The organism is Stieleria neptunia (genome assembly GCF_007754155.1).
Lineage (GTDB): Bacteria > Planctomycetota > Planctomycetia > Pirellulales > Pirellulaceae > Stieleria > Stieleria neptunia.
On the sequence record NZ_CP037423.1, the window covers coordinates 10801143 to 10819722 of the forward strand.

The following is an 18580-nucleotide window of genomic DNA, read 5'->3' on the forward strand; positions in this document are numbered from 1 at the left end:
ATTAGCTGTTCTGGATGGCCCAGTGCAAGGGTTCAATCACGCCGCGGGGCTGGATGTGAAACGGCACCCGTGCCACGCCACCGACATCATTGCTGAGCAACGCCGACGAACCGACGACGCTGGCACTGAAGACCGCGTGGCGCGGGAAGTTGTGTTGGCAATAATCCATGAAGCGGGGCATGTTGTTGGTCATGAACCGGCGCGGGTCCGCCGCCGCTTCGGGACAGGTGTCCGATTTGGTAAACACGATGGCGACCGCCGGCGTCAGATCACGCGATTTGCCCAACTCGGAAAGCGCTTGTTGCTGTGAGATGTACGAGCCCAGCTTCATCGCGAACAGGTCCTCGCGGGCGCCGTTGTCGCGAACCTCGGCCGAATCGCACAACAACAAGAACGCCGAGGTGCGCTGAACGATATGGCTGACGGCGGCGTAGGTCCCCGGTTGTTCCAATTCGGTCGCGATGGCTTCACCGGCAAAATCCGGCGCGACAAAGTCCACCTGTTTCTCTTTCCGCTGAGACGAATCGGTGACGACGCAGTGCAACCATTTCCAGAGGTCGGATTCGTTCGGCGTCTTTTCGGGAAAGCGTCGTTCCTCAAGCGCCGAGACGACCTGCTCCTGGAGCTTGATTGAAAAGGCACCGTTGGGAACGCCTTTGAGATTCTTGGCACCTCCACAAAGCATATCCAACAGCAGCCCCAGATAGACCGTCTTGCCGGCGTTGCTCGGCCCGACCACCGAAATGAAATGCGGCTTGGCGTGTCGCTGGGACACCGATCGCGTGATTTCGGCCGGCGTCTGGCACTCTTCGCAATAGTCATCCAAGCTGGTCATTTGGGCGTCGCAACAGACGCAAGGAGGCGCGTCTTGGTAACACAACGCCGTGTTGTAGCCTTCTGCCTTACTCATTGTTTTCTTTTATCATCGAGGCGTGTTTCAGGGGACGGTTTTTCAGGGGCCAGTGTTTCTGCGGCCAGGTGGGGCAAATCCGGGTCAGGCGTCGGCCGCTTGCATCTCCTCGTCACCGTGCGGATCGAGCCCTTCGGCAGAAAAGCAACATCGAAAGCCGACGTTGTTTTTGCGGGCCAGGAGCGTCTGGGCGCTGCGACTTTGGCAAGTCGTGTGTGAATGGAAGTAGCTGTCAAACGCACCGCCGCGGACCTCGGCCATGGGGTCGGTCATGTGGACGGTGATCTCTTCGGTCGCGGCCAATAGATACTGGGTGTTCATCCATTCCCAGACGTTCCCGATCAATTGGCGAATGCCGTTGGGTGTGTTGCCGCCCTGGCACTCGTGGACCGAGACCGTTTGGTGCCGGCCCGACGCCCAGGTGTTGGCAAATTGCGGATCGAAGGAATTGCCCCAGGGATACTTCGACTCCTTCAGCGAATCGCTGCCGGTCGCTCCCCACGTTCCGGCCCGCTGCCATTCGGCGCTGGTCGGCAACCGTTTTCCGACCCATTGGGCGTAGGCGTTTGCTTCGTACCAGGAGACCCCAACGACGGGATGCGCCGCGGTCGTTTTGGCGGGTTGCCCGTTTTCCCAAAACGCGGGCCCGGGTTGCCCGGTCTTGTCGACGAATTGGAGCACCGATGCAAGGATCTGCTCGGGCCACAGCGAGACATTCTCGTACCCGCCGGCTTGGACGAAGCGTTGAAAGTCGGCATTGGTCACGCACCACCGATCCAGGTAGATCGAATCGGTTTGGCTGGTGCCGACGACCTGTGGGACGAGCACGAATCCTTCCTCGGATGTCGTGGCGTATTCCCCACAGAGTGTGACGTTGCCGCCGGGCACGTATGCCATGTCGTGATCGATCGCTTTCCAAGCGTACCGCAACGAGTCGGGATCAAACGCGATCCCGTCGGCCGGGCGGACGATGTGAGCATACTGTCGCTCACGCACCAGCTGGCGGATGTCGGGTGGCGCGCCGGGGAAATCCAAGATCGGTGGCCCGGCGGCGGCGGCATCAGGCTTGGCGGCCGAAAACGACGCGCGAAACGCACTCAGCGGCCGGCTGAAAAAGGTGGCAAAAGGCACGATAGGCTCCAACGGTTAGTTCGAATGGCTGCGGTTTGATCGGATCGCACGTTGCATGCGTTTGAATTCTTCAATCTTCTGTTGCCGGGCGGCTTCGGCATGCTCCAGCGCGGCTTGCGGGTCTGGTGCTTGGGTGTGGTTTCCCGGACAGCCGGACGCGGGCTGGCCGGGCAAGATGGGCGCATTGCCCACCGGCATCGCATTGCCCACCGGCATCGCATTGCCCACCGGCATCGCGGGTGGGCCCCCGATGGCATCCGCGGGCGGCGATGCGTTGGGACGGCAGACGGGAACGTTGACGTTGACCGGCGGGGGTGCCGCCGGCATTTGCCCGTGCATCGCGGTCGGGGATTGCAGGGCCGGATCGCGCGGCGGTTCTGCCGTCGGGGCGATCTGGGGGGGCCCTGCGCTCGGCGGCTGGGGATGCCCCGGGGCTGCCGGAAGCGTGACGGCGGGAACACCAACCTGCGCCGAGGGGACGACCGGACCGATGCCCGGCTTGTTGGCCGCGGTCGCCGCGGCGCGGGCACCTTGAATCGCCTTCCTGCGTTCCGACTCGACTTCCAACCAGGCTTCGGTCAGCCGTTTGGACTGGTCCCGCAGCCCTTCCTCCTTGGCCGCGGTCCGTTTGCTCCATTCGGTCTTCTGTTGATCCAAACGAGCGATCGCACCGGCCAGTAGCGATTCGCGCTCGATCAATTGGCTCGACCGATGAATGAGTCTGCGGATCCGACCGATCCAACCTCGCGCGAAATGCTCCACGTCAAAAACGATGGAACCGATCGCTTCGGCTTGCGAGTGGTCCGACGGTGGCGTCACCGGGGGCACGCCCGCTGCTGGCGAGTCACTTCCGCCGCCCAGGGGCGACGGAGCAATCATGTCGTTTCGGTCGGTCATAGCGATTCAAAGTGGAGGTGATTACGACGAAGTCTTCCTGGGCGTCTTAGTACTCGTCATCGACGCGTTTCCAGAGATTGGAGATTCGGCCCAGCAGAGACTCTCCTTTCTGTTCACGCTCGACCTTTTCTTCCTCGTGGATCTCCCGCAGATGCTGTCGCAGGGTTTGCAGCTTGTAGGCGAACTCGCGGTCCGGATGCTCTTTGGTGGCGGCATCGCCGTCGATTTCCTGGAGCTGCTTGGAGAGCTGGAATCGCATGCGTGAAACCGATGCTTTCTCCTGGGCCAATTCGGCGCGCAGTTCCTGCAGCGACTCCGGCTCTTCGGTTTGCAATCGCTCAATCTGACGATTCAGGCTGACACATTGCTTCTGCGATTCTTCCAGTGCGGTTTGCAACTCGGCGTTTTGTTTCTGCAGTTTTTGCAGGGTTTCATCCGGGGCAGCGTCACCGACCGACGCTTGTCCGTAACGTTTGGCGGCGGTGTGCAGCTGTTGCTGAAACTGATCGCGTTCCTGGCTGGCCGCGTTGAGTCGATCACGGAGGGCGTCCTGTTCGGCTTGCCATTCGGATTCTCGCTCGCCGATCCGCTGTTCGATTTCACCGACCCAGTTTTCCAGGCAGCTGCGTTCTTCCCGTTCGGCCTGGTTTTGGATTTCGGCGGTCTGCAGCAATTCCTGCAGCATCGAGACACGTTCGTCGTGTTCGGCCAGTTCGGCGAGCAGGTCGTCGACTCGTCCGACCAGTTCGTCGCTGCCGAAATCTTGGTCGATCGATCCGGCTTTTGTCGGCGTCGGGTTTTCGCCATCCCCTGCGCCGAGCCCTTCCATCGCGGCCAATTGCTCGTCTCGTTCGGCGAGCTGGATGCGGAGGTCTTCGATTTCCGATTTGAGCAGCTGAACGATCTCGGCATCCACTTGATCGTCGTCAAAGCTGGACGGATCCCAATCGAGATCTTCGGCGGTGAACGGGTTCGACGCGAAATCGTCAGCGATTGGGGGATCGCCGGATTCCGGTTGATCGATCTGATCTGCCGCAGCGGCGTCGCGTTCCTCGATGACGGACGCATCCGGGTCGAGCGTGTCGGTGGCGGGTTCATCGGCGAGGACGGTTTCGCCGGCGCTGGGCGTGTCTTCGACGACCACCGTGTCGCCGGCGGCGAGCGGTTTCGCAGCGGTCTCGGCCAGCGCATCGCTGAGTCGGCCGATCGGCAACCTGGCGGCGGGCGTCGGATCGGCGACGGTTGTTCCATCATCTTGCGCTTCTTCGTAACCCAAGTTTTCCATCCCCACGGATTCTTCCCGTTCTTCCTCGGCGGCTTTGGCGGCCAGGTCGAGGGCAGTTTGCTTGGCGGCTTGACTCTGTCCGCTCGGTCCGCCGACCAATTCAAGCTTGACGGAACCGACGACGATGGAATCACCGACTTGGATCGTCGTCTTGTCATCGATCGTCGTTCCATTGACTTTCGTTCCCGCCTTGGACGCCCAGTCTTGGATGGAGACGACGTCGTCCTCGACATCGATCAGACAATGGATGCCGGCGACGTCTTCGCCGGTGATTTTGATGCCGCAGGAGTTGCCGCTGCCGATAAAGATGCTGCGTCCCTCTTCAAGGGCGTGGTCGATCGGCGAAGCGCTCGGTCGCTTCAGGCGGATTTTGAATCCGGTCAGGGTTGCTTCGGTTGATCGAATCATGACAGGGTCTCCGCAACAGAGTGATCTGAGCCGTTCGAGGTCAGCGCCGGGCCGGCCGTCGCAGCGGGGGTCTCTTGCTGCGCCCCTTCTCGCTGCGGATCCGCGACCGGGATGGAATCGAGTTCGTCCATCGTTTCGGTCAACGTTTCGCAGGTGTACGGCGAATGCAGCAATCGGTCTGGGGTGAATCCGAGCAGCTTGTGCCACGGAACGTTGGGGTCATCGACGACCTTCGCCGGGGCCAACACGATCTTTCGCGAGTCTCCGAACGCCTCTTGTGCCGAGGCGTACGCTTCGCGAATCGCGTCGCAGCTTTGCGGCGTGTCAACGGCGAAGAACACCGCGTCCGGCTTGGTGCGTTTGACCAGCAACTGCAGCGTCAACGTGTCGCGAACGATCTTGCCGACGTATTTGCCAGACGCTTGTTTGAGCCCGCTGCGGAGCTGGGCGGCGGCAATCGCGTTGGTCTCGTAAGCAACAAATTTCCCTTCGCTTTCGTCGCGCCGGACTTCCAGGATGTCGGCCGCGACGAATCCTGACAACACGCGGCGGACTTCTTCGTGGTCCCAAGTGAGTCGTTGTTGCAATTCGTCGACCGAGCGAGGTTCGCTCAACAGGTTCATGATCTTCATGTGTTTGGCGGACAATCCGGCACGATCCAAGTTCTGGCCTCGGATGGCGCGGCGGACGTATCGCAGCGCCGAATCGTCGCTTTGGATCTCGGCAAGATCGCAGTGCAGCGCGTGCTCGACCAACAGTCCCATCAAACTGACCTCCAGGGGCAGATCGCGTTGCAGCGATGGGAAGTTCGAGGTCGCGCGGAACTGATAGCCTTTCAACGGTCGCCTCATCACCAGCCCGATCAACATGGCGGCCTGGAAACGCAGCAGCTTGGCCGTCAATCGCGGGTCGAGGACTCGCTTGTCCATCAACTGCACGAACCCATCGAACTCCGCTGTCCCACGACCGGCGATGGTCAGACGCAGAACCTCGGCCAGGCTTTGCAGCGACTCGGGCAACCGCTCGACGACCATCTGAGTCTCTTCGGGTTGCAGCCCGGTGGCACTGATGCCTTGGACACGTCCCCGATCCAGGTAGATCCACAACCGCAGACGTTCGGCTTCGATCTCGAGCACGCCCTGCTTGTGGCCGTTGTTGAGAAAATCGACGACTTCGCGAATGCCGAACACGGCGAAGCGGCCGGCCATGTCGGGCTCGGACGTTTCTCCGATGATCTCCGGCACCGCCGACCCCTTGGTCTGGGATTCGACAATCATGGCCGCGGTTTCGATCGCGTTTTCGACGGTCGTGCGGAGCAGGTTTTCGGTGTACGGTTTGGGCAACATGTCGACCACGTTGTCCAGATCGGCGTATTCCACGTAGGCTTTCTTACGAAGCGTCGAACTGACCACGACGGGGATCAGTTTCAGCGTCGAGGACGCGGCCAGTTGTTGACAGACTTCAAAGCCGGTTGTTCCCGGCAGCTGGTGGTCCAACAGAATCAGATCGGGCCGAATTTCCTCGGCCAGTTGCAAGCCGTCCTCCGCCGTGGGGGCAAGGGTGACGGCGTAACCGGCCGGGCTTAGGTGTGTATCGACCAGCTTGCGGATGGTCGCACTGTCATCAATGACCAGGACTTTTTTTTCGGCCATGAAACTGATTCCTCTGTGACGGGAAACGGAAGTGATTTGAAAAGGGCTTTGATCCGGGCGACGAGCCGCGGGCGGAAGCGTTAAAGGTGGTCCGGGTAAGGTTTGGCCCAATCGAATGGAGCGACGACCGCGTCGAGTCGTTCGGGCGTGAGTGGTTTTTGGATGTACTCGATGGCGCCCAATCGACGGGCCTGCTTGCCAGCGGTTTCGAGACTGCGGCTGCTGATCACGACGACAGGGATTGCTGCCAAACGTGGTTCACCCTTGATCGTTTCCAACAACTCCAACCCGCTCATCCGCGGCATGTCGATGTCACTGAAAACGATGGCGAAGCTTTCTTTGGAGAGCATTTCGATCGCAGCCTGACCGTCGTCGACCTGGACGACGGTGACCGGATACTTTGCCAGTGCCCGTGTCACACGCAGCCTGGCGCTCTTGGAATCGTCGACCACCAGCACCTTGGGCAGTTCTTTGCCGCAGGCGCGTTCTTCGGAGGCCAGCGGCTGAACGACTTGATGGGCGCCCTTGGACGCCTCGGCCAATCCACGCGGATCCAACAACAGCACCACCTCGCCCATTCCCGATAGCGTCGCACCGATGCACAGCGGATGTGACTTGAGCATCGGGGGCATCGGTCGAACCACGACTTCTTCGGGCCCGAGGACTCGGTCGACCAGCAGCGCAAAATCGCCTCCCAGCTCGCCTTCGACCGTCGTCGATCCGCTGGCAAGTTCGATGATGGCGCGGCGTGAGTGGTCCGCCTGGGCATCCGGATCGTGATGCCGCAAGGACAGGATGTCATGCAGATCGATCGGGGAGTAAGTGGGGTCAAATTCTCCGGTGCGGCGGACCGATTGAGCCGGCAAGGCGAACAACTGGCCGCCACTGCGGAACACCATCGCGTGCTGAATCATCGAAGGCAGCGGCAGGGACAGACGGATCGTCGATCCCGATCCGTGTTCCGATTCGACTTCCACCCAGCCCCGCATCCGTTCCAGCGTCGACGCCACGACATCCATTCCGACACCGCGCCCGGAGAGTTGGTTGGCCGATTCCCGTGTCGAAAACCCGGGATTGAAAATCAGCCGGGACAGTTCGGCATGACTGACCGATTTGTCGCCCTCGATCAAGCCCCGCTCGATGCCCCGTCGGCGAATCGCATCAAAGTCCAAGCCGCGCCCGTCGTCACTGACTTCGATGACCAACAGGTCTGGCCCCGAGTGGGCGTGAAGTCTGACGATGCCTTGCGCTGTTTTGCCCGCGGCAAGTCGGTCTTCGGGTGATTCGATCCCATGGCTGACCGAGTTGCGAACGATGTGCAGCAACGGTTCAAAAATCCGTTCTTGCAGCGACCGCTCGATCCCGGTGTTCTCTCCGACCAACTCCACACGCACCTGTTTGTGCTCGGTCCGCGCCGCGTCGCTGATCGCGCGATGCAGTCTGCGGAACAGCCCGGAAACCGGCATCCTTCTCAGCTGAACCAGTTCCAGTCGAAAGTTGCGGATGAATTGCGAAACCGCTTGGTTCCCGTCGGCGACGGGGCGGTAACAGTCACGCAGTCGCTGGGCGGATTCCAACACATCGTTGGCGACTTCATTGAGGTGCGAGAACGATACGCCGTCTTCGGCCAGGACGGGGTTGGCAAGGCTGTCACCGGCCAACAGGGCTTCGCCTTCGTGACTGAGCATTCGAATCCGGGTGACGCTGTGGATCAGCTCGTCGTGAATCCCTTTCAGCTCCGAGATTTCGGTGTCGCGCTGATTTCGCAGCATCACCAGTTCGCTCAGCATGTCCATCAGCCGATTCAGCTGGGACGCCTTGACCCGCACGGTTTCGTCATCGCCGTGGCTGTCCGCAAGCGTGTTTTTCTTCGGCGACCGCGGGGCCGATTGAGTGGCTCCGGTCGGCGGAGCGGTACCGGTCGGCGGAGCGGCCGACGGCGTGGGGGCGGCGGCGGCATCGTTCGCGGCGAACGTCGATTCGTCCTGCCCCGTCTCGTCGCCGTCGACGCGAGCGCGAATCAGATCGACATGCGGCAACAAGAGTTCGGGTGTGACCGCCTGGCCGGCGTCCTGCGTCTGACGAATCAATTCCTCGACTTCGTGGATGTAGTCGGCCAAGTTGGACATGCCGATGCTGGCCGAAGCTCCCTTGATGGTGTGAAGCTCGCGGCTGATGGTTTTCACGGGCCCGTCGTCGCCCGGTCCGGATTCCAGATCGAGCAGCGCTTGCTCCATCGATTCCAATCCGCGCGTCGCATCGTCCATGAAGGCTTCACGCAGTTCGTCGTCGATGTCCACCTCGTCCACGGCGGGCATGGCAATTGGGCTGCCGCCGACTTTGATCGCGTCGTGCGCCGTCGGCGCCGAGATCGAGTTGCTGTCTCGATCGCTGGGCTGATCCGGTTGATCGGCACCGGCATCCGGGTTCGTTGCCGGGGCTTCTTGCCAGGCACCGTCTTGCGAAGCGATCCCCCGAGTCTGGGCGCTCAGGCTGCTCAGCAAGGCCGCGATCTCGGCTTGACTGGGCGCAATCACGTCGGGCTCCGGGGCGGCGTTTGCTGCGGCGCCGGCCCATTCCCCTTCGGTGTCGGAAACCGCTTCCCCGTCGTCGGCGAACTCGCCGGACGTTTCGCACGAGTCGAGTCTCAGCTCGATCGCTTCCCTGAGCAGTTCCAACTGCTGACTGTCCACCTCGTCCGATGGTTCACCGAGCGCCGCGTTGCGGACCGAGTTGCAGCTCTCGACGACAAAGTCGACCAGGTTCAACACATCGGGGTCGTCATCGTTGAAATCCGAGAGCGAACGATCGACGGTATCGGCCAGTTCCCCCAGTTTCTCGACGGTCTGCTGCAAACACGCATCGACGTCTTCCAGACCGGCGTGGGTCAACTCATGGAGTAATTCGACGGCGTTGGCAAAGTCGGCCATGCGACGCGATGCGTCCGATTCGGCGCCGGCGGCAGCGGGGGCAGCGGGGGCGCACGAAAAGAGATGTTCGGTGAACGCGTCGGAGGAAGCGTCTTGGGTGCTCATTTCACTGCCTCCGCAACGCGGACGTTTTCGTGTCGGCTGGCAGCATCGGGCGTCGCGTCGGCGCGGGTCTGATTGGCCAATTCGAGCAACTGCCGTCGCTCGCCGGGATTGAGATCCAGATTGGGATTGGTGCAGCCCCGGAGACGATGGATATTGGAATCGAGGTCAATCGCTGTTTTGGCCAGCGACTTGATCGCCCAGGAGGCATGGTCGGCGCGTTTCCGATCGGCCTGATGGGCACTGGCGATCGAGTCGATGCCTCCGGCCAGCCCTTGAACCAGGTTTTGTTGTTGGTCGCCCTGTTGGGACAGGTCCGAGACGACGAACATTCCGGCCGCGGTGACTTGCGATAGTTCGTTCAAGGTGTCGCGGATGGCTTCGACGACGGCGATGTCGGATTCGACTTCGGTTTGTTCTCGGCTGAGCACGGAGAGCGAATCGGTGGTTTGCATTTCCAGGGACTCGGCGAGCACACCGATTTCCCGTGCGGAGTGTGCCGTCTGTTCGGCCAGTTTTCTCACTTCGTCGGCCACCACGGCAAAGCCACGCCCGTGTTCGCCGGCGCGAATCGATTCGATCGACGCGTTCAGGGCCAGCATTTCCGTGCGGGCGGCGATGTCGGTGATCGTCCCGACGATGTTGCCGATTTGGCGTGTCGGATCTCCCAGTGATCGCAGTTTCTTTTTGCTCGTTTCGCTGCAGCTGCGGATACGATGCACCCCCTCGGTCAGCACGTTGGTTTTTTCGATCGCTTTGGCCACCGCCTTTTCGGCCGAACCGATTTGCTGTTGCAGTTGGGCACATCGATCGGCAATCCGTTCGACGCCGTTGGTCAGATTTTGCAACAGCGCGTTGGTTCGGTAGGTCGCTTCGGACTGTTTGCCGCTGTGGATGTCGGTGTTGCATCTGCCGATCTCCACGACATCCTTTTCGATCTGGCCCATCAGCTCGCTGAGCGATCGGCCGACGCCGCCGAGCACGTTCTTGAACTCGCTCATGTCGGCCGAGTCATAGCCTTCGCGGCGCGAAAGTCGCGACAGCATGGATTGCAGTTCGCGTGCACTTTGCCGACTGGCGACTTCGATTTCGTCGTACCGTTGCGAGGTCTGCAGGACGGTGGAGCCGAGTTCGTCGAGCTCGCGGATCCCGCTGGAGACGATCGTCTGCTGTCGTTCGACCAGCATCGTTTTCAATTGTCGGATCCCGAGACCGACCTTGTGCGTCAACAACAGTGACGCGGCACCGGCGGCGGTCATCCCGGCGATCAGGACAACGACCCACTGGTAACCGCTCGACAGGGACGATCCGGCCATCGCCGCCGCCGTCGCGACGACCGCGACCAACGAGTGCGTGGCCAAAAATGTGATGTTGGTTTTCATACGGCGTTCCACTTTGACGCGGACGATGGGGTTGAGACGGTAGAAGGAAAGACGCACTGGGGCCCATGCCATTGGTCCTCCAGTGTTTGTTGTGCGATTCGCTGTAGCCCGTTGACGTCCAGGACGCTGATGACTTTTCCGTCATAGGTCGCCGTGCCCATCAAGACCGACATGGCGTTTTCATTGCGCTGCCCGGCATCGATGTGTGTTTCGATGCCGTCGATCGCGATCACTTTGTCGATCGCGATGGCCCACGATCCCAGCGGGCATTGCATCACCAACAGCTGTCCGCTGTCGGCTGATAGCCGCGCCTGGTTTCCGATCAGCGGCTCCAGATCGATCACCGGCAGAAACTCGCTCCGCAGATTTCCGATCCCCGCCAACGAAGGATGGCTCAGGGGCACCGGCACCACCGTCGGCATGATCGTTACTTCACGCACCGTGGTCGCCGGGACCGAAAACATCACATCGCCACATCGGAAGATGCAGTGTTTGTCGCTCAGGTTGGCGATTCTCGATTGATGGGAAATCACGCTTTCCATCGAAACTTCTTGGGGCTGAGAATGAATCGGGTTATTGGGTCATTTCACGCAAGGACTTCAGCAGTTGCATCGCCTCGCTCTCGTCGTCCGTGTCAACCGGATCGGTTGGTGGTCCGGCAATTTGCGGTCTGGCAGCCTGCGGTCTGGCAGCCTGCCGCGCGGACGCTTGTTGGGAAGGGGGAATCAGACCACTGACGTCGATCGTTTTTCCGCTCGCCTCCGACAAACGTTTCATGATCCCGGCGGCGAATTGATCGAGTTCGGTTTCCCACTGATCAAGCGTTTCCAAGCTCAGCTCGGAATCGTCATCGGTTCTGAAAGGGGGGCTTTGGGTCATCGCGAACGCACGGGAACAGGGAGACAAGTTGAAACAGATCGGATCGCCGTCACACGGTGCGCCGAAGCAGCGATTGGACGGTGTCGAGCAGCAGGTCGGGTTCGGTCGGTTTGGACAGGAACGCGCCGAGTTGGCTGCCGAGCGTTTCCAGGTGAGGTGCATCGGCGCTGGTCAAAAAGATCACGGGCGTCGAGCCGTCCCAGGATTCATCGGCGAGCAACTCGTGGCAGACGCCATAGCCGTCCAGGACCGGCATGTTGATGTCCAGGATGATCAGGTCGGGTTTGGTTTGATTGGCCACCTCCACCGCTTTGCGTCCGTCTTCGGCTAACGCGACTTGGTAGCCGGCGTCGCGAAGCGTTCGATCGAGCAGGCGCAAGACGGTGCGACTGTCGTCGGCAACCAAAATCGTTTGATCCGACTGGGCGGAAGAGGCGCCGAAGCGAGCGGCGACACCAGCGGTCGGTTTCGTTGCAGTCATCAATTGACTCCGGCAAGCCGGCAACGGGTCGGTCGCTGGCAAAGACGTGGGGTTGATTCGTTCGGTAGTGCGGCCATCTCCATCGAGATCCGTCACTTTGCGTGCACGGCTTCACAGCCGGCTTGCCTGTTCGCGAGCGCCGATTTCCGGCCGCACGCCTCCCTCGATAGCCCCATTGCATGATGGACCCACCGCGGGAAAAACGCTCCGAGCGATCGCCGTTGACGACGGCGAACGCACCGGAGTGTTCTGGTGAAGGGTTGGTCACTCCGCGAGAGAGTCAAGCAAAACCGTGAAAAGTGTCCGTCAATCAGAAAGACGGCAAACCCTCGATCAGACGATCCACCATCTCGTCGCTGTGCCCGGCTGAGAGCGATAGACGCAGTCGCGCCTGGCCTTCGGGGACCGTCGGCGGTCGGATCGCCGGCACAAACATCCCCAAGTCATACAACCGCTGCGATGCCGAAACCGCATCGGCGTCGGACCCGATCGGAATCGGAACGATCGGTATCCCGGACTCGATCGCCGCGCAAGCGAGCCCCAGCTCCGCGCGAACGCGTCGGGCCAGGGCACACACCCGATCACGGCGGCGGCGGATCTCTTGGGGATCCGCCAGCGCCACCAGCGCCGACTCGACCGCGGGCATCGACAACGCGGTACTGTAAATCAACGGACGGCAATGGTTGACCAGATAGTCCGCAACCACTTGCGGGCAAGCGACGAACCCGCCCTGGCCGCCGAGCGCTTTGCTGAGTGTTCCGATTCGAATCGGGATGTCGGCTTTCACGCCCCAGGCTTCGCAGGCCCCCGAACCATGATCGCCCAAAATGCCGGTCCCGTGTGCCTCGTCCACGATCAGGGTCGCGTCGTGCCCGGCGGCCACCTCGCACAGGTCGCCGAGCGGCGCGACGTGTCCGTCCATGCTGAACACCGAGTCGGTCACGATCCAAACGCGGCGGTGCGCGTCGCGGTGCGCGGCCAACAACCGGGCGACCGCATCGACGTCCCGGTGCGGATAAACGATTCGCTCGGCTTTGGACAACCGGCAACCGTCGATCAGCGAGGCATGGTTCAATTCGTCGCTCAGGATCAAGTCGCCCTGTCGGCAAATCGCCGACACCGTGCCCGAACAGGCGGCGAATCCGGTCGGGAACACCAGCGCCGCCTCGGTCTGTTCGAACCGGGCGATCGTTTCGGCAAGCAACTGATGACGATCGGTCCAGCCGCAAACCAACCCGCTGGCCTGCGCACCGACCGAATCAACACGGATCGACTTGGACGCCACAAACGACGCCAAACCCAGATAGTCATTGGAGCCGAAGTTGATCAACCGCCGGCCCGCCGCGTCGACCAAGTGAACACCGTCCAACCGCCGCGGATGCAACTGGCGCATCCGCCCGCGGCAACGCAACTCGGCTAACGTCTGATCAAAGTCATCCCACATCATGGCCTACACTTTCGCAATCACCGACGCGTCCCGGTCGAGACGTTTTTCGAAGGACTCGAACTTCAGCCATCGGGTCGCGTTTAATTGGTCTTTCCCTTGGCCACCATACTACCCCAGCTGTCGCGGAGCGGCACGATTCGGTTGAAGACGAGTTGCTTGTCGCTGGAATCCGCGTCGACGACGTAGTACCCCAGCCGTTCGAATTGAAACCGGTCGCCCGCCGCGGCGGTGTTGATTTCCGGCTCGGCAAACGCTTCGGTCACCGACAGCGAGTCGGGATTCAAATGATCCAGGAACGTTTGTCCGGCGGCGGTTTGGTCGGGGTTTTCGACCGCGAACAGGCGGTCATAGTTGCGGACTTCGATGGGGATCGCGTGATCGGCGCTGACCCAATGGATCGTGCCCTTGACCTTGCGTCCGGAGTTGTCTTGGCCGGATTTCGTTGCCGGATCGTAGGTGCACAGAATTTCGATCACGTTTCCGTCGTCATCTTTGACGACGTCGTGGCAATCGATGATGTAGCCGCTTCGCAACCGGACCGCGCCGCCTTTCTTGAGTCGGAAGAACTTGCGCGGTGCCTCTTCACGGAAATCATCCGCACCGATGTAAAGCGTCCCGCTGAACGGAACCGACCTTGTTCCGGCGGCGTCGTCTTCGGGGTTGTTGATCGCGTCGACCATTTCGACCTCGCCTGCGGGCCAATTCGTGATCGTCAGTTTGGTCGGATCGAACACGACCATGCGACGCGGTGCGACACGATTGAGATGTTCTCGGACGGCGTTTTCCAGACGGACGACATCGATCGTGCTGTTGAACTTCGCCACGCCGATGTCGGCCGCAAAGTTGCGGATCGACTCGGGGGTGTAGCCGCGGCGGCGAAGTCCACTGATCGTCGGCATGCGGGGATCGTCCCAGCCGCCCACGTGGTTTTCCTTGACCAGTTGCAGCAGCTTGCGTTTGCTCATCACGGTGTACGTCATGTTCAACCGCGCGAATTCGATTTGCCGCGGGTGATGGATGCCCAGTGATTGGCAATACCAATTGTAAAGCGGTCGATGGTTTTCAAACTCCAGCGTGCAGATCGAAAACGTGATCCCTTCGATCGAATCGCTTTGCCCGTGCGCCCAGTCATACATCGGGTAGATGCACCAGTCGTCGCCGGTGCGATGGTGGTGGGCGCGCATGATGCGATACATCACCGGATCACGCAGATTCAGATTCGGCGACGCCATGTCGATTTTCGCACGCAGGGTTCGGCTCCCGTCTGGGAACTCGCCCGCTTTCATTTTGCGGAACAGTTCCAGGTTTTCTTCGGCGCTGCGGTCGCGGTAGGGACTGTTCTTTCCCGGTTCGGTCAGCGTGCCGCGATATTCCCGCGTCTGCTCGGCGTTCAAGTCGCAGACGTAGGCGTGTCCCGCTTGAATCAGTTTTTCGGCCCAGTCATAGAGTTGCCCGAAGTAGTCGCTGGCGTAGTGCAACGAGTCCCATTGGAACCCCAGCCAACGGACGTCGTCCATGATCGATTCGACGTACTCGGTTTCTTCTTTGGACGGGTTGGTGTCGTCGAACCGCAGGTTGCATTGGCCGCCGTAGGTTTTGGCCAGCCCGAAGTTCAGACAGATGCTTTTGGCGTGGCCGATGTGCAGGTAGCCGTTCGGTTCGGGAGGGAACCGGGTGACCACGCCGTTCGTCTTTCCGGCGGCCAAATCTGCGTCGATCGCCTGCTCGATGAAATGTTTGGTCGGGCGTGACGATTCGGCGTTGGTCGCGCTGGAGCTGTCGGTCATGGCGTCGGCTTTGCGTTGGATGATAAAGCAGTTCTACGGAAAGGTGACGTGCCACGTCCCGTTCGGGTTCGTGCGCACGTCGACTGCCAGGATCAAACAACAAATCTGTCGAAAACGCAACGCCAGGATGCGACGGTCTGGACGGGCGTTAAATCGCCTCGGTGGTCTCGGGGTCGGGCTTTTTGACCGAGCGGACGAAGTTGATCAGGTGCCAGATGTCGTCTTTTTCGTATTCGCCGGGGACAAAGGTGGATGCCGGCATCGGGCTACCTTCGATGCCCTGCACGATCCGACGATACAGATCTTCGGCGGCTTCTCCGCCGCGAAACACGCCTTCGGAGAAATTACGCGGCAATGCGTTCTTCGGTGGCATCGCTCCCCGGGCCATCAAGGGGATCAGCGACTCGGTGTCTTCGGGTTTCAGCCCGGCCCGTGTCGTCCAGTCTTTGGTCCAGTCGTCGTAATCCTTGTTCTGGCCGTCGCCGTAGCCTTTTTCGCCGTGACACTTGCTGCACGAAGCGACTTTTCCGGTGAAAATTTCTCGGCCCCGTTTGATCGATGCCGCCAGCGCCTCGGCCTGGTCGCCTTGGGACAGTTCGACGAACTCGGCGTAATTGTCGGCCACGGGGATGTCGGCCGGCGGCTCGGGGACTTCGACAATGTCCTCTTCGGCGTCCAGCCAATCAAATCCGATGTCCTCGAGCATTTCGACCGCGATCTCCATCGACTCGTCAAAATTGTCCAACCGGTCGGCAAGCTCCGCGGCCGGATCGTCCTCGGGTTCTCCGGCCTCTTCCCAGGCCTCGATCTGTTTCTCAATTTGCTCGCGACCGCCGGCGGCCAAGGTTTCCCCGAGTTGGCGATCGATGATCCGGTCACCACCTTCCAAATCCAATTCAAAGATCGCGTCATCGATCAGGGTGCGTTCCAGTTCCCCGCGAATCGACAGGTAGATCACGTAGTCGACGAGCGCTTGGATGTCCTTTTCCTTCAAATCGGGAATTTTAACCATCCCCGTGCCTGCAATTCCGTTGCGAATCGAGCGGGCGAGGTCTTCGCGGATCGGCTTGGAACCTCGCTTGGTTGACTTGAACTTAAAAATCCCATGCCGATAGTCTCGCGGGTACGGATCCTGGGTGGCCGAGGCTTCGCCGCGTCCATTGCCCGTGACCCCGTGGCAACTGACACAATGTTTGCGATACAGCCCGCTGCCTTCGGCGATCGGGCCGGCTGCGGTTTTGATTCGGTCCAGCGAGATCAAGTCGGCGAAGTCTTCGTCTTGCAGGGCTTCGGGCAAGGTCGGCTCGTCCGGGGTTCCAAACATGCCGTCGACGATCCAGCTGGCATCCTGCATGGCCTGCTCCATCGGAATGCCTTCTTTGATCTGGTATTTCATCGCGTGGACCAGATTCGGCTCGAATTCCGCCGTGTATTCGGATGGCTTTTGGCTGCATCCGGCGAACAGAAACAGGGCCAGGGCGGACAGGATGTAGTTTTTCATGGGATTTCGACAGAGAACGAACACGGGGGGAGGCCCGGACGCTCGCAGCAAACCGGCTGATCTTCCTAAAATCTCAGCCGTTTTGTGCGAACCTACGGGCGATGATCCATCCACACCGGCTCGACGCAGCGATACAGGGCTCGTAGGGATCCGGTTGCATCGGTGGTTGAGCGGATCCTGTAACCTGCGCCATTTCGGGGATAGAATCAAGCTTCTGCGGCTTTTTTGCACGCGTTTTCGATCCGCTCGGCCACCGTCTCTTTACCGAGAATGGCCAGTGTATCAAACACGCCAAATCCGACGGCGGTCCCGGTCACGGCGACGCGGACGGCATGAATGATCTGTCCGATCTCGATTTCGGCCGTTTCACAGTAGCCTTTGAGCAGCGATTCCGCCGCCGCCGCGTCCAGCGACTCGGCCGCCAACACCGCTTCGCGAAAACCGGACAACAGGTCGCAGGCGTCGGCCGGCTTGGTGATCCGCTTTTTGAAGGCTTTGGGATCGTACTCGATCGCATCGATGAAACAGTAATCGAAATCGATGATGTCCCCGGCGACCTTCAGCCGATCCCCGGCGGCGGCGACGACGGCGGCGAGTTTCGGGTCGTCCTTGGATTCGACCAGCCCCGCGGCGGTCGCGAACGGAGCCACCGCTTGCAATCGAGCCTCGGCCGAGAGCGAGGCGAAATGGTCGGCCTGGAACGCCATCAGTTTTTGCGGGTCGAACGAGGCCGGTGACTTGGTGACGCGAGCCAACGAGAACAGCTCGATCATCTCGGCGACGGAAAACTTTTCCCGTTCACCGTCCAGGGACCAACCCAGCAACAGCAGGTAGTTCAGCAACGCGTCGGCGGTGAATCCGATGTCGCGGTAGAAATCGACGATGACCGGATTGAAGGTCTGGTCATCGGTCGTCAGATTGCACCGCTGGGCGATCCGGTTGCCGTGTTCGAGCAGGTCCGCGAAGTCTTTGTTCTTGAGGTACTTGTTCAGCTTGCGCTTGCTCAGTTTGGCCGTCCCGCCCGGCTCGGCGACGTACGGCAGGTGGGCGTATTGCGGACGCGGGTAACCGAGCGATTCGAGGATAAAGATTTGCCGCGGCGTGTTGGGCAGGTGTTCTTCGGCGCGGACGACGTGCGTGATTCCGAAGGCATGGTCGTCGATGACGCTGGCCAAGTGGTACAACGGGCTGCCGTCGGTGCGGGCGATCACATGGTCTTGTTCGGTCTCCCAAGCGACGGTCACCGTGCCGCGGACCAGGTCCTCAATCACGCAGTCGCCTTCACGCGGCATCTTCAACCGAATCGTCGCCTGTCGACCCTCTGCTTCGTAAGCCTTGGCCGCTTCGTCGTCGGCCGCCATCCAACGCCGATCGTAGAAAAACCGTTCGCCGCGCTTTTCGGCAGCCTCACGCTCGGCCTTCAATTCTTCCGGCAACGCGTAGTCGCGATAGGCGTGTCCGCTGGCGAGCAAGTCGGCGACCGCGGCTTTGTGCAGATCGATGCGTTGGGATTGGTAGTAGGGGCCGTTGGGGCCGCCGATTTCCGGGCCTTCATCCCAGTCGATGCCGAGCCACTTGAAACCATCCAGGATCGGTTGCAGGGCTTCGGTCACGTTGCGTCCCGCGTCGGTGTCATCGATCCGCAGGATAAACTGCCCGCCGGATTGTTTGGCCAACAGCCAGTTGAAGAGGGCCGTACGGACACCGCCGATGTGCAAGTAACCGGTCGGACTGGGCGCAAAACGGGTTCGAATCATGAGAAATTGGATGGGAACGGGAGGACGGGAA

The 18580-nt window shown here is 60.9% G+C and carries 14 protein-coding genes and 1 riboswitch; all 14 genes read right to left on the reverse strand.

The window, feature by feature from the left end; genetic code table 11:
• Window position 1: 1 nt before the first annotated feature.
• The 14 genes from Enr13x_RS36965 to gltX all read right to left on the reverse strand — a co-directional run bounded on the left by Enr13x_RS36965 (window position 2) and on the right by gltX (window position 18549).
• On the reverse strand, window positions 2–910 hold the full coding sequence (locus Enr13x_RS36965) for a TRAFAC clade GTPase domain-containing protein (protein WP_145391920.1): 909 nt from the start codon (window positions 908–910) through the stop codon (window positions 2–4).
• Between the two features lie 84 nt (window positions 911–994).
• Window positions 995–2041, reverse strand: a complete 1047-nt coding sequence (locus Enr13x_RS36970) for a formylglycine-generating enzyme family protein (RefSeq protein WP_145391921.1) — start codon at window positions 2039–2041, stop codon at window positions 995–997.
• 15 nt (window positions 2042–2056) lie between these two features.
• Window positions 2057–2938 carry a hypothetical protein gene (locus Enr13x_RS36975; RefSeq protein ID WP_145391922.1) on the reverse strand — a complete coding sequence of 294 codons (882 nt, stop codon included), beginning with the start codon at window positions 2936–2938 and terminating at the stop codon, window positions 2057–2059.
• A 46-nt stretch (window positions 2939–2984) separates the two neighbouring features.
• Window positions 2985–4631 carry an FHA domain-containing protein gene (locus tag Enr13x_RS36980; RefSeq protein WP_145391923.1) on the reverse strand — a complete coding sequence of 549 codons (1647 nt, stop codon included), beginning with the start codon at window positions 4629–4631 and terminating at the stop codon, window positions 2985–2987.
• Window positions 4628–6283: a response regulator gene (locus tag Enr13x_RS36985; protein WP_145391924.1), complete on the reverse strand. Its 1656-nt coding sequence runs from the start codon at window positions 6281–6283 to the stop codon at window positions 4628–4630. The genes Enr13x_RS36980 and Enr13x_RS36985 overlap by 4 nt, the downstream gene beginning before the upstream one ends.
• 80 nt (window positions 6284–6363) lie before the next feature.
• Entirely contained in the window at window positions 6364–9318 is a 2955-nt protein-coding gene (locus Enr13x_RS36990) for a hybrid sensor histidine kinase/response regulator (protein WP_145391925.1), read from the reverse strand.
• Window positions 9315–10697, reverse strand: coding sequence for a methyl-accepting chemotaxis protein (locus Enr13x_RS36995; protein ID WP_197455653.1), 1383 nt, complete (start codon window positions 10695–10697; stop codon window positions 9315–9317). Before Enr13x_RS36995 ends, Enr13x_RS36990 begins: the two co-directional genes overlap by 4 nt.
• Window positions 10694–11239, reverse strand: a complete 546-nt coding sequence (locus tag Enr13x_RS37000; RefSeq protein WP_145391927.1) for a chemotaxis protein CheW — start codon at window positions 11237–11239, stop codon at window positions 10694–10696. The genes Enr13x_RS36995 and Enr13x_RS37000 overlap by 4 nt, the downstream gene beginning before the upstream one ends.
• Before the next feature lie 31 nt (window positions 11240–11270).
• Complete coding sequence (locus tag Enr13x_RS37005) at window positions 11271–11576, reverse strand: hypothetical protein (protein ID WP_145391928.1); 306 nt, start codon at window positions 11574–11576, stop codon at window positions 11271–11273.
• 49 nt (window positions 11577–11625) lie between these two features.
• The gene (locus Enr13x_RS37010; RefSeq protein ID WP_145391929.1) at window positions 11626–12057 is read right to left on the reverse strand and encodes a response regulator transcription factor; all 432 of its coding nucleotides are present in this window, start codon (window positions 12055–12057) and stop codon (window positions 11626–11628) included.
• Between the two features lie 60 nt (window positions 12058–12117).
• Window positions 12118–12194: riboswitch (cyclic di-GMP riboswitch) on the reverse strand.
• 173 nt (window positions 12195–12367) lie between these two features.
• Window positions 12368–13504, reverse strand: a complete 1137-nt coding sequence (locus Enr13x_RS37015) for an aminotransferase class I/II-fold pyridoxal phosphate-dependent enzyme (RefSeq protein WP_145391930.1) — start codon at window positions 13502–13504, stop codon at window positions 12368–12370.
• An 80-nt stretch (window positions 13505–13584) separates the two neighbouring features.
• Window positions 13585–15291 (reverse strand): glutamine--tRNA ligase/YqeY domain fusion protein, encoded by a 1707-nt coding sequence (locus Enr13x_RS37020; protein WP_145391931.1) that lies wholly within the window; start codon window positions 15289–15291, stop codon window positions 13585–13587.
• Between the two features lie 148 nt (window positions 15292–15439).
• Window positions 15440–16792 carry a c-type cytochrome gene (locus tag Enr13x_RS37025; RefSeq protein ID WP_145391932.1) on the reverse strand — a complete coding sequence of 451 codons (1353 nt, stop codon included), beginning with the start codon at window positions 16790–16792 and terminating at the stop codon, window positions 15440–15442.
• A 206-nt stretch (window positions 16793–16998) separates the two neighbouring features.
• Window positions 16999–18549, reverse strand: coding sequence for a glutamate--tRNA ligase (gene gltX / locus Enr13x_RS37030; protein ID WP_145391933.1), 1551 nt, complete (start codon window positions 18547–18549; stop codon window positions 16999–17001).
• Window positions 18550–18580: the final 31 nt, after the last annotated feature.

What these genes read in the sequence shown, in the direction of transcription:
- Enr13x_RS37010 (WP_145391929.1), bottom strand. Translation starts at nt 12,057, where the DNA reads ATGACTGCAACGAAACCGACCGCTGGTGTCGCCGCTCGCTTCGGCGCC.
- Enr13x_RS37005 (WP_145391928.1), bottom strand. Translation starts at nt 11,576, where the DNA reads ATGACCCAAAGCCCCCCTTTCAGAACCGATGACGATTCCGAGCTGAGC.
- Enr13x_RS36980 (WP_145391923.1), bottom strand. Translation starts at nt 4,631, where the DNA reads ATGATTCGATCAACCGAAGCAACCCTGACCGGATTCAAAATCCGCCTG.
- Enr13x_RS36965 (WP_145391920.1), bottom strand. Translation starts at nt 910, where the DNA reads ATGAGTAAGGCAGAAGGCTACAACACGGCGTTGTGTTACCAAGACGCG.
- Enr13x_RS36975 (WP_145391922.1), bottom strand. Translation starts at nt 2,938, where the DNA reads ATGACCGACCGAAACGACATGATTGCTCCGTCGCCCCTGGGCGGCGGA.
- Enr13x_RS36995 (WP_197455653.1), bottom strand. Translation starts at nt 10,697, where the DNA reads ATGAAAACCAACATCACATTTTTGGCCACGCACTCGTTGGTCGCGGTC.
- Enr13x_RS37015 (WP_145391930.1), bottom strand. Translation starts at nt 13,504, where the DNA reads ATGATGTGGGATGACTTTGATCAGACGTTAGCCGAGTTGCGTTGCCGC.
- Enr13x_RS37000 (WP_145391927.1), bottom strand. Translation starts at nt 11,239, where the DNA reads ATGGAAAGCGTGATTTCCCATCAATCGAGAATCGCCAACCTGAGCGAC.
- gltX (WP_145391933.1), bottom strand. Translation starts at nt 18,549, where the DNA reads ATGATTCGAACCCGTTTTGCGCCCAGTCCGACCGGTTACTTGCACATC.
- Enr13x_RS36990 (WP_145391925.1), bottom strand. Translation starts at nt 9,318, where the DNA reads ATGAGCACCCAAGACGCTTCCTCCGACGCGTTCACCGAACATCTCTTT.
- Enr13x_RS37020 (WP_145391931.1), bottom strand. Translation starts at nt 15,291, where the DNA reads ATGACCGACAGCTCCAGCGCGACCAACGCCGAATCGTCACGCCCGACC.
- Enr13x_RS37025 (WP_145391932.1), bottom strand. Translation starts at nt 16,792, where the DNA reads ATGAAAAACTACATCCTGTCCGCCCTGGCCCTGTTTCTGTTCGCCGGA.
- Enr13x_RS36985 (WP_145391924.1), bottom strand. Translation starts at nt 6,283, where the DNA reads ATGGCCGAAAAAAAAGTCCTGGTCATTGATGACAGTGCGACCATCCGC.